The 10099-nt window shown below is 71.5% G+C and carries 9 protein-coding genes; 3 read left to right on the top strand and 6 right to left on the bottom strand.

Annotation, left to right across the window (positions count from 1 at the left end; translation table 11 throughout):
• Positions 1 to 109 precede the first annotated feature (109 nt).
• From HNR67_RS22065 to HNR67_RS22040, 6 genes are read right to left on the bottom strand one after another with little or no spacing between them, the layout of a single operon-like run.
• On the bottom strand, positions 110 to 1159 hold the full coding sequence (locus tag HNR67_RS22065) for a class I SAM-dependent methyltransferase (protein ID WP_185004141.1): 1050 nt from the start codon (positions 1157 to 1159) through the stop codon (positions 110 to 112).
• Positions 1159 to 2370: a cytochrome P450 gene (locus HNR67_RS22060; RefSeq protein WP_185004140.1), complete on the bottom strand. Its 1212-nt coding sequence runs from the start codon at positions 2368 to 2370 to the stop codon at positions 1159 to 1161. The genes HNR67_RS22065 and HNR67_RS22060 overlap by 1 nt, the downstream gene beginning before the upstream one ends.
• A gap of 15 nt (positions 2371 to 2385) precedes the next feature.
• Positions 2386 to 3591: a cytochrome P450 gene (locus HNR67_RS22055; RefSeq protein ID WP_185004139.1), complete on the bottom strand. Its 1206-nt coding sequence runs from the start codon at positions 3589 to 3591 to the stop codon at positions 2386 to 2388.
• Positions 3588 to 4616, bottom strand: coding sequence for a 3-oxoacyl-ACP synthase III family protein (locus HNR67_RS22050; protein WP_185004138.1), 1029 nt, complete (start codon positions 4614 to 4616; stop codon positions 3588 to 3590). Before HNR67_RS22050 ends, HNR67_RS22055 begins: the two co-directional genes overlap by 4 nt.
• Positions 4617 to 4619: 3 nt before the next feature.
• A complete protein-coding gene (gene ccrA, locus HNR67_RS22045; protein WP_185004137.1) occupies positions 4620 to 5924 on the bottom strand; it encodes a crotonyl-CoA carboxylase/reductase in 1305 nt (434 codons plus the stop codon).
• Between the two features lie 36 nt (positions 5925 to 5960).
• Positions 5961 to 7643: a 3-hydroxyacyl-CoA dehydrogenase family protein gene (locus HNR67_RS22040; RefSeq protein ID WP_185004136.1), complete on the bottom strand. Its 1683-nt coding sequence runs from the start codon at positions 7641 to 7643 to the stop codon at positions 5961 to 5963.
• A 210-nt stretch (positions 7644 to 7853) separates the two neighbouring features.
• Between HNR67_RS22040 and HNR67_RS22035 the strand changes: the two genes are divergently transcribed.
• The 3 genes from HNR67_RS22035 to HNR67_RS22025 are packed head-to-tail and all read left to right on the top strand — an operon-like array spanning position 7854 to position 10094.
• Positions 7854 to 8720, top strand: coding sequence for a 3-hydroxyacyl-CoA dehydrogenase family protein (locus HNR67_RS22035; protein WP_281403248.1), 867 nt, complete (start codon positions 7854 to 7856; stop codon positions 8718 to 8720).
• The gene (locus tag HNR67_RS22030; protein ID WP_185004134.1) at positions 8717 to 8992 is read left to right on the top strand and encodes a phosphopantetheine-binding protein; all 276 of its coding nucleotides are present in this window, start codon (positions 8717 to 8719) and stop codon (positions 8990 to 8992) included. The genes HNR67_RS22035 and HNR67_RS22030 overlap by 4 nt, the downstream gene beginning before the upstream one ends.
• Complete coding sequence (locus tag HNR67_RS22025; protein WP_185004133.1) at positions 8985 to 10094, top strand: acyl-CoA dehydrogenase family protein; 1110 nt, start codon at positions 8985 to 8987, stop codon at positions 10092 to 10094. The genes HNR67_RS22030 and HNR67_RS22025 overlap by 8 nt, the downstream gene beginning before the upstream one ends.
• Positions 10095 to 10099 lie beyond the last annotated feature (5 nt).

Here is a 10099-nt window from a genome sequence, read left to right as displayed (position 1 = left end):
GTTGTCCCCAGTTCCCCTTGGCTGAGCGCAGCCTCCCGCGCGCACCCCTGGCGGGGACACAACGCGCGGGAGACGTTCGCCCGACGTATGGCGTCCGGCCCGGCTTCGGCTAGGAGAGCCGGGCGAGCACCCGATAGGTGTTGGTCAGTCCGGCCCGCTCCGGAGCGAGCGCGAGCAGCCGGTCCAGCAGCACACCGGCCACCGCCAGTGGCATGCCCGCCGCGACCACCGCGCCGCGTGCCAGGCGCTCCAGCGGGTTGGGCGGCACCGCCAGCCACGGCGCGTCCCCCCGCGGGGCCAGGTTCTCCACGAACAGTCCGGCGGCCAGCATCAGGTCGAAGGGCATGTGCGCCTTCTTCCGGTGCACATCGACCACGGTGAAGCCCTGTTCGGCCAGCTCCGCGCACAGGTTGCCCACCGGCACGAAGTTCAGGTGCTGCGGCTGCAACCAGGACAGCCAGTACCTGCCCAGCACCTTGGCCAGCCTGCACTCCGGATCGGGCACCTCGATGATCAGGTGTCCGCCGGAGCGCAGGGTTTCCCTGGCCGCGGCGATCTCCTCGCGGGGTTCCACGCTGTGCTCCAGGTAGTGGAACATGCTGACCACGTCGTACTGCCCGGCCAGACCGGCCGACAACGCGGTGAACCGGCCCTGGTGCGCCTGCCGGATCCGGCCCTCGCCCTCGGCCAGCAACACCCCGTCGGTCATGTCCACACCGTCGAAGTCGGTGTGCGGGAACAACTTCGCCGCGGTGCCGCAGAAATGCCCATGGCCGGTGCCCACATCCAGCCACGCCTTGGGTTCGGTGTGCGGCCGCACCATCCCGGCCCGGTCCTTGTACGCGCCCTGCTGACTGCGGAAGCGGCCCGCGGTGGCCTTCTCCCCCAGCCGGTCGTAGAAGTCCCGGTAGTAGAAGTCCAGGCCCTCCTCGGTCAGCCGCGGGTTCTGGAAGACGTGCCCGCAGCCACCGCATTCGTCCAGCAGGAAGCGTCCGGGCTTGTGCTGCATGAGATCCGGCGTGCGCAGCCGGGTGGTCAGCTTCGGCGAGTCACACCACGGGCACTGCCGCCTGCGTGGCTCGAAGAACCGCGCGGTGCCCCCGGCCAGCGCTGCCGCGTACTCCGCCCGCAGCCCGGCGATCACCTCGCTCCGTCCCATCAACGCCCCCAGGTGACCGGCAGGTTGCGCACACCCTGCAGGGCCATGCCGACGCCGACCGGGATCTCCGCGACCGGCTTGGCCAGCCGCAGATCGGGGAAGGTGCGCAGCAGCGTGCCGTAGCCGACCCGCATCTGCACCCTGGCCAGCTGCTGGCCAAGGCAGATGTGCGGCCCGTAGCCCAGCGCGAGGTGCCCGGCGGCGTCGGTGCGGCGCAGGTCGAGGCGGTCCGGATCGGCGAAGCGGGCCGGGTCGCGGTTGGCCGCGGCCACGTGCACCAGCGCGGTCTCGCCCTTCTTCAGCAGCACCCCGTCGATCTCCAGGTCCTCCACCGGGCAACGCTGGGTGCCGTCCTTGACCACGCTCAGATACCGCAGCAGCTCCTCCACCGCGTTGTCCATGATGGACTCATCCGCCCGCAGCACGGCCTGCTGCTCGGGGTTGGTCAGCAGCGTGTACATGCCAAGGGCCAGCTGACTCGCCGAGCCCTCGAATCCGGCGATCAGCATGCCCAGGCAGGCCCCGATCACCTCCGGCGCGGACAGTTCGCCACTGGCCACCACCGCGCTGAGCACGTCGTCGGCCGGGTCGGCCGCGCGCCGCTGCACGAGTTCGGCCAGGAACATGTAGATGCTGCCGATGGCGGTCTTGCTGTCCTCGTAGCTGCTGGCGTGGTTGAGGAAGGTGGCGGTGTCCTTCTCGAACCGGTCCCGGTCCTCATAGGGCACACCGAGCAGTTCGCAGATCACCATGGAGGACACCGGAACGGCGAAGTCGGTGGTGAGGTCGGCCGGTGGACCGGCGGCCAGCATGGCCTTGGCGTGTCCCTCGGCGACCTCGGTGATCCGGTCGGTCAGCTCGTTGATCCGGCGTGCGGTGAACTGCCCGGCGAAGAGCTTGCGGAAGCGGGAGTGCTCCTCGCCGTCCATCTTGCTGAACATGCCGGGCGGGTAGTCCGCCGGGTTGAAGCTCTGCGCGCGCTCACCGGCGATGGCCGGGTGCGAGTACTCGGCGCGCGCGCTGAACCTCGGGTCGGTCAGGATCGCCTTGGCCTGGGCGTAGCCGGTGACAAGCCAGCCGGCATGCCCGTCGGCGAAGGTGAACGGGGCGATCGGCGCCTGCGCCCTGATCTGGGCCAGCACGTCGGAGGGGTCCAGCGGGCGTTCCCGGGTAGGGGGCAGCCCGTTGCCCAGGTGGATGGTCTCGGTCATCGGATTCTCCTTGTGCTACCAGGTGATGGGCAGGCGAACCGCGCCGTAGACGCCCGCGCCCGGTCGCAGTTCGATCTCCTCGGCCGGCACGGCCAGCCGCAGGTCGGGGAAGTGGCTCAGCAGGGTCGAGTAGGCGATGCGCAGCTCGATCCGGGCCAGCTGGTGGCCAAGGCACTGGTGGATGCCGTGGCCGAGTGCGAGGTGCCCGCCGGCGTCGGTCCTGGTGATGTCCAGCCGGTCCGGATCGGCGAAGCGGGCCGGGTCCCGGTTGGCCGCGGGCAGATGGATCAGCGCGGTCTCCCCCGCCTTCATCAGCACCCCGTCGATCTCCACGTCCTCCAGCGGCGCGCGTTCGGTGCCGACCTGGAGCACGGTGAGGTAGCGCAGCAGCTCCTCCACCGCACCGTCCACAAGGGACGGATCGGCGCGCAGCGCGGCCAGCTGGTCGGGCTGGGTGAGCAGGGTGTAGGTGCCAAGCGCGATCATGTTCGAGCTGGTCTCGTACCCGGCGATGAGCAGTGCGATGGCCGCCCCGGTCAGTTCCGGGTCGGTCAGCTCGCCCGCGGCGACCAGGTCGCTGAGCAGGTCACCGGAGGGTTCGCTCCGGCGCCGGTGCACCAGTCCGGCCACGTAGCCCCAGGTGCGGCCGACCGCGGCCATCGCCTCCTCGTGGCCGTTCTCCATGTCCATCAGCTTGGAGATGTCGGCCTGGAAGGATTCCCGGTCGCCGTAAGGGATCCCGAGCAGTTCGCAGATCACCAGCGAGGGGATCGGCAGCGCGTACCCGCTGACCAGGTCGGCAGGCGGGCCCTGGGCGAGCATGGCCTTGGCGTGTTCCTCGGCGATCTCGGTGACCCGTTCGGTGAGCTGGTTCATCCGGCGCGCGGTGAACTGGCCGGCCAGCTGCTTGCGGAAGCGGGTGTGCTCGGGCGCGTCCATCTTGTTGAACATGCCCGGCGGCACCTGGGAGGGGTCGAAGTTGGCCGCCCGGTCCCCGGCCACCGGCGCGTGCACGTACTCCAGCCGGGAGCTGAACCGAGAGTCGGCCAGGATCGCCCGTGCCTGGGCGTGGCCGGTGACGATCCAGCCCTCGTGCCCGTCCGGATAGGTGAACCGGGCGATCGGCGCCTGCGCGCGCAGCCTGCTGATCACCTCCGGCGGGTCCAGCGGGGTGTCCCTGGCGGTGGGCAACCCGTTGCCCAGGTGGATGGTCTCGGTCATCTGCTCTCCTTGGGATCACTGGTCTCGGCTACGCCGATCGGGGGCGCGCTCCAGCGCAGCAGGCCGGCGCCGAGGTTCATGCCGCTGCCGAAACCGGCCAGCAGCACCAGATCGCCCACGGCGAAGGCGCCGCGCCGCCAGGCGTCCTCCAGGGTCACCGGCATCGAGCCGCTGCCGAGGTTGCCGTAGCGGTCCAGGGTCAGGTGGGTCCGCCCGGTGAAGCCGACCCGCCGCACCAGCTCCTCGATCACCACGCCATTGGCCTGGTGGGGCACGAAATGGTCGATGGTGGCCGGGTCGACACCGGCCCGGTCGAGCAGCCTGGCGACCAGGCCGGGGACCTCGCCGAGCACGAACTGGGCCACCGCCTTGCCGTCCATCCGCACGAAGTGCTTGCGGCCGATCAGGGTGGCCGGGGTGGCGGGCAAACGGCTGCCACCGGCGTCGATGCCCAGGATGGACGCGGCCTCGCCGTGGCTGCGCAGCTCGATGTCCTGCAGGCCGAGGCCGTCGGGCACCGCGCCGATGAGGGCCGCGCCCGCGCCGTCGCCGAAGAGGGCGATCGTGCCGCGGTGCTTGGGGTCGAGGAACCGGGAGTATACGTCCGCGCCGATCACCAGGACCAGCTCGTCCGGGTTGCCGCGCACCAGGTTGCGGGCCAGGGCCACGCCGTGCAGGAAGCCGTTGCAGGAGGCGTTGAGGTCGAAGGCGGCGGTGTTGCGCGCGCCGATGGCCTCCTGCACCAGGCAGGAGGTCGGCGGCAGCGGGGCGTCCGGGGTGGAGGTGGCCACGATCAGGTGGGTCACCCGGTCCGGGCTCACCCCGGCTCGTTCCAGTGCCTGTTCGGCGGCGCGGATGGACAGGTCCGAGACGGCCTCGTCCGGGGCGGCGTACCGGCGGGTGCGCACGCCGGTGCGTTGCACGAACCAGTCCGGGGTGACGCCGAAGCGATCCGCGATGTCCTCGTTGCGGATCTCGTCCTTGGGCACGCAGGCGCCCATCGAGAGAATGCCGACCGCGGTCACGGCTCAGCCCTCCAGCGGGCGCAGCCGCGCCTCGCCGATGCGGGCCCTGGCCGCGGGATCGGTGATCCCCAGCCCCGGCTCCTTCGCCTGGCAGAGCACGCTGACCTTGCCGATGTGCTGGTTCTGCTGCACCAGCCGGGCCGCCTCGCCGACCTCGCTGAGTGGGTAGACGCCGCTGAGCACCGGCACCACCTGGCCGAGTTCGGCCAGCCGGTTGGCCTCCCACTGCTCCTGCAGGTTCGCGCCGTGGCTGCCGATGACCCGGTTGAGCTTCATCCACAGGTAGCGGTTGTCGTACTGGTGCTGGTACCCGGTGCTGGAGCCGCAGGTGACCACCACGCCACCGCGGCGCACCACGAACACCGAGGTGCCGAAGGTGGCCTGGCCGACGTAGTCGAAGGCGATGTGCGGATCCTCGCCGGTGTGCTTGCGGATCAGCCCGCCCAGTCGCTTGCCCGCGGCCAGCACCGCGGCCGGGTCGTGCCCATTGCCTTCGCCGAGACCGATTTCCCTGCGGTCGATCACCACGTCCGCGCCGAGTTTGCGCACCACCTCGGCCTTGCGTTCCGAGCCGACCACGGCGACCGCGATCCCGCCGCCGTTCTTGACCATCTGCACCGCGTGCACGCCAAGGCCACCGGCCGCGCCCCACACCAGCACCACATCGCCCTGCTTCATCCGGGCGCCGCGCTCGCTGACCAGCATCCGGTAGGCGGTGCTGTTGCACAGCGGCATGCTGGCCGCTTCCTCCCAGGACAGGTGCCCCGGCTTGGGGATCAGCTGGCTGGCCCGGACCACCGCGTACTCGGCCAGGCCGCCGAAGTTGGTCTCGAAGCCCCAGACCCGCTGCTGGCCGCTGATCATCGCGTCGGCGTGCGTGACCGGGTCCTGGTCGTCGGCCTGGACCGGGCTGATCAGCACGTGGTTGCCGCGCTGCCAGCGCCGCACCCCGTCACCCACCTTGACGATCACGCCCGCGCCGTCGGAACCGACCACCTGGTAGGGCTGGTCGTGGCGGCTCTCCCACCGGCCCTGCTTGGCGTACTTCTGCAGGAAACCGAAGGTGGAGAGCGGCTCGAAGGTCGCCGACCACAGGGTGTTGTAGTTGATGGCGCTGGCCATCATGGCGACCAGCACCTCATCCGGCGCCAGTTCGGGCATCGGCACCTGGCCGACCCGCAGCGAGCGGCGCACGTCCTTGTCCGGCTCGCCGGCGAACATGCCGACGTCCTCGGCCCGCAGATGCGCCGCGGTGTAGTGCTCCGGGATGTCCTGCTCTGGCAGGTCCTCGGTGTGGACAGAGGTCATGCTGTTGTCCCCCAAGCTGTGTGGAGTGGGATGCGGTCAGGCGGACTCGTGCGGGTAGAAGCCCCGGCCGGTCTTGCGGCCGAGGTGACCGGCCGCGACCAGCTGGCGCAGCGGTTCGGCGGGGGTCAGGCCGGGGTCGCGGAAGACCTCGTGCAGCCGGATCACGGTGGCCAGGCAGACATCCAGGCCGATCATGTCCTGCAGCTGGAACGGGCCGAGCGGGAAACCGTGTCCGCCCGCCATGACCTGGTCGACATCGGCGATGTCCAGGTGCTGCCGGTGGGCCAGCGCGACCGCGTCGTTGAGGTAGGGCAACAGCAATCGGTTCACCACGAACCCGGCCCGGTCCCCGCAGCACACCGGGCGCTTGCCCAGTGCGGTGGCCAGGCTGATCCCGGTGGCCACCGCGTCCGGCGCGCTGAGCCTGGTGTGCACCACCTCGACCAGGCGCATCACCGGCGCCGGGTTGAAGAAGTGCAGGCCGATCACGTCCTGCGGGCGGCTGGTGGCCGCGGCGCAGTCGGTCACCGACAGGCTGGAGGTGATGGTGGCCAGCACCGCGCCGGGCCGGGTCACCCGGTCCAGTTCGGCGAAGACGGCCTGTTTGACCGCGAGGTCCTCGGCGACCGCCTCGACCACCAGATCGCAGTCGGCCAGCGCGGCCATCTCGGTGCCGCAGTCCAGCCGGTCCATGATGGCGGAGAGCGCCTCCGCGGTGAGCTTTCCCTTGCGTACCCGGCGATCCAGCGAGCGTTCCACCGCCGCGGTGACCTGTTTGGCGCGCAGGTCGGTGCGGGCGATCAGCACGGTGTCATAGCCGGCGGCCGCGGTCACCTCGGCCACGCCGGTGGCCATCGTGCCCGAGCCGACCACGCCGATCCGCCGCACCGGGCGTGCCTCGGCAGCCAGCGGCGGCGGGGCATCGTCCACTGTGGACTCGTAGTTGTGGAAGCCACGACCGGACTTGCGGCCCAGCCTGCCCTGCTCCACCAGGCGGTCCAGGATCGGGGCAGGCAGGTAGGACCGGTCGCCGGTGCGCTCGGCCAGCGCGCGCAGCCCGGCGGCGGCCACGTCCAGGCCCATCCGGTCCAGCTGGGCCATCGGGCCGATCTTGAGGCCACAGCCCAGGGTCATCGCCACATCGACGTCGGCAGGACTGGCGTAGCCCTCCTCGCACAGCGCGGCCGAGCGGTTGAGGTAGCGCAGCAGCAGCGAACTGCCGATGAAACCGGGGTGATCGCTGACCGACACCGGGGTGCGGCCCAGCGAGGTGATCAGCGCGCGCATGGCCGCTCGCACGGCTTCCTCGGTGACCGGGGTGCACACCAGCTCCAGCACCTCGGCCCCTGGCTGCAGGCCGACGGTGCGGGTCAGCCGCCCGCTCTCCAGGGCCAGTTCGGTGACGGAGAACCCGGCGGTGGTGGTGGCGAAGACGGTGTCCGGGCCGCAGAGTTCGCCCGCCCGCCGCAGCATCGCGAGTTTCAGCTCGGCCTGCTCGGGCAACGCCTCGATCACCAGGTCCGCCGGTGGTGCGCTGGCCAGGTCCACGGTGAGGTCGAGGTTCCCGGCCACGGCCGGCATCCGCCGCACCGCGCGGGCCAGTGCGAGCGGGTCGGCCTCGATGCCGATCACCTGATGGCCGTGCTGGGCGAACAGGGCGGCCAGCTCGGCGCCGACCGTGCCCAGGCCGAGCACCCAGACGGTGCGGAACGCGGTCATGGCAGGGGTCCTCTCCGTGCCGGATGTCAAGCGGGTCGGGCAGAGCGTGGCCGCCGGGGACCCGAGCGGGACAGGTCGCCGATTCGACGTTTGACCCACGTTCGCCGGATGCGCGGCACAGCGTGGGGACAACGTCGCGCCAACGTCGTGTTGCCGTGCGGGGCAGGCACGCGAGGTTGTGCGCACCCGGACCGCACGGAGGAACCCGCTTTGGCCACAACCACATCCGCCACCCGGCTCACCGTGCTCGGAGCTGGCACCATGGGCGCGGGCATCAGCGCGCTGGCGATCGGGCACGGCGTCCCGGTCACCCTGGTCGACGTCTCGGCAGCGGTGCTCGACCGGGCAAGGGCGAGCATCGGGCATCAGCTGCGGCTGGCCCGGCTGATGGACGCGCTGCCGCACGGGCGCGCCACCGCCGAACTACGCACCGCCCTGACCCTGGACTCCGCGGCCGAGGCCGATGTGGTGATCGAGGCGATCACCGAGGATCCGGCGGTCAAGGCCAAGGTGCTCGCCGAGGTCTCCGCGCTGACCCGGCCCGGCACCCCGTTGGTGTCCAACACCTCCGGCATCCCGATCGACGAGCTGGCGGGCTCGGCGCTGCGGCCGGGCGAGCTGGTCGGCACCCACTTCATGAACCCGCCGTACCTGATCGGCATGGCCGAGGTGGTGCGCGGCCCGCGCACCGCGCCCGAGGTGCTGGCCAGGGTGCAGACACTGCTGTCGGTGCTGGGCAGGCGCACGGTGGTGGTCGGGGACTCCCCCGGCTTCGTCACCAGCCGCCTGCTGCACCCGATGATCAACGACGCGGCCCGGATCGTCGGCGCGGGCACCGCATCGGCCGAGGACGTGGACACGCTGATGCAGGGCTGTCTCGGCCATCCGACCGGGCCACTGCGCACCGCGGACCTGATCGGTCTGGACAACCTCGCCGACGCGCTGGCCGTACTGGCCGAGCGCACCGGCAACCCGGGCTACCAGCCCTGCGAGACCCTGCTCGCACACGTGCGCGCGGGCCGACTGGGCCGCAAGAGCGGCCAGGGATTCTACGACTACGGAGAGGCGCAGCCGTGAGCACCGAGCACAACGCGAAGACCGTCGCGTCGGAACTGACCGCGCACCTGGCGGCCGCACTCAAGACCACGGTGGCCCCCGACCACGACCTGTTCGCCTCCGGACTGGTCTCCTCCATGTTCGCCATGCAGCTGGTGGTGCACCTGGAGGGGACCTACGGGGTGGCGATCGTGGGCGGCGACCTGAAGCTGGACAACTTCCGCACGGTGGACCGGATGACCGAGCTGGTGCTGCGGTTGCGGCAGGCCGAGCCGGTGAGCGACCGTGCCTGAGCAACTGGCCGCGGAATGCGCCAGGGTGGCCGGACTGGTCGGGGACGAGGCCGAGGCCTGGGACCTGGCCGGGGAACTGCCGGAGAAGATCCTGGACGAACTGGGGGCCAGGGGCCTGCTCTGCGCGCAGGTGCCCGCGACCTACGGCGGACTCGGTTTCTCCAGCAGGGACAACGGCGAGCTGACCGCGTTCACCGGCAGCCTGTGCAGTTCGCTGCGCAGTGTGATGACCTCCCAGGGCATGGCGGCCTGGACCGTCCAGCGGCTCGGCGATGCCGCGCAGCGACGGCACTTCCTGCCCCGGCTGACCGCGGGCGCTCGCGCGGCGGTCGGTTTCAGCGAGCCCGGCGCGGGCAGCGATCTGTCCACTATGGACACCGAGATCCGGCTGGACGGGGACTCGGTGGTGCTGGACGGGCAGAAGGTGTGGATGACCGCGGCCGCCTACGCCGACCTGCTGGTGATCGTCGGCCGCTTCGGCGCGGACGGGGCCGCGGTCGTGGTGCCCCGCACCGCGCCCGGCGTCACGGTGGAGCCGGTGGCCGATCCGCTGGGCTGTCGCGCCGCCGGGCACGCCGATGTGCGCCTGGACCAGGTCCGGCTGCCCGTCGACCACCTGCTCGGCGGTGGCGGGCAACCGTTGTCGCTACTGGTGACCACCGCGCTGGCCTACGGCCGGATGTCGGTGGCCTGGGGCTGCGCCGGGATCGTGCGGGCCTGCCGGGACGCCGCGGTGCGGCACGCCCGCGGCCGGGTCCAGTTCGGCGTGCCACTGGCCGAGCACCAGCTGGTGGCCCGGCACCTGGCCGAACTGCTGGTGGCCGAGCAGATCGCGACCAGGGCGTGTGAGCACGCCAGCGACTGCTGGGACCGCGGCTCGCCGGAACAGGTGGTCGCCACCGTGCTGGCCAAGCACGTCAGCGCGGCCAGGGCGGCCGAGGCCGCCTCCACCGCGGTACAGGTGCTGGCCTCGGCCGGGGCCAGGGACGGGCATGTGGTCGCCCGCGCGCACCGCGACGCGAAGCTGATGGAGCTGATCGAGGGCAGCACCGAGATCTGCCAGCTGATCCTGGCCGGCCACGCGCTGGCCACGGTGTCCTGAGGAGG

It is taken from the genome of Crossiella cryophila (assembly GCF_014204915.1).
GTDB lineage: Bacteria > Actinomycetota > Actinomycetes > Mycobacteriales > Pseudonocardiaceae > Crossiella > Crossiella cryophila.
The sequence above is the reverse complement of the archived record's forward strand: the minus strand, read 5'-3'. Positions and strand labels throughout refer to the sequence as shown.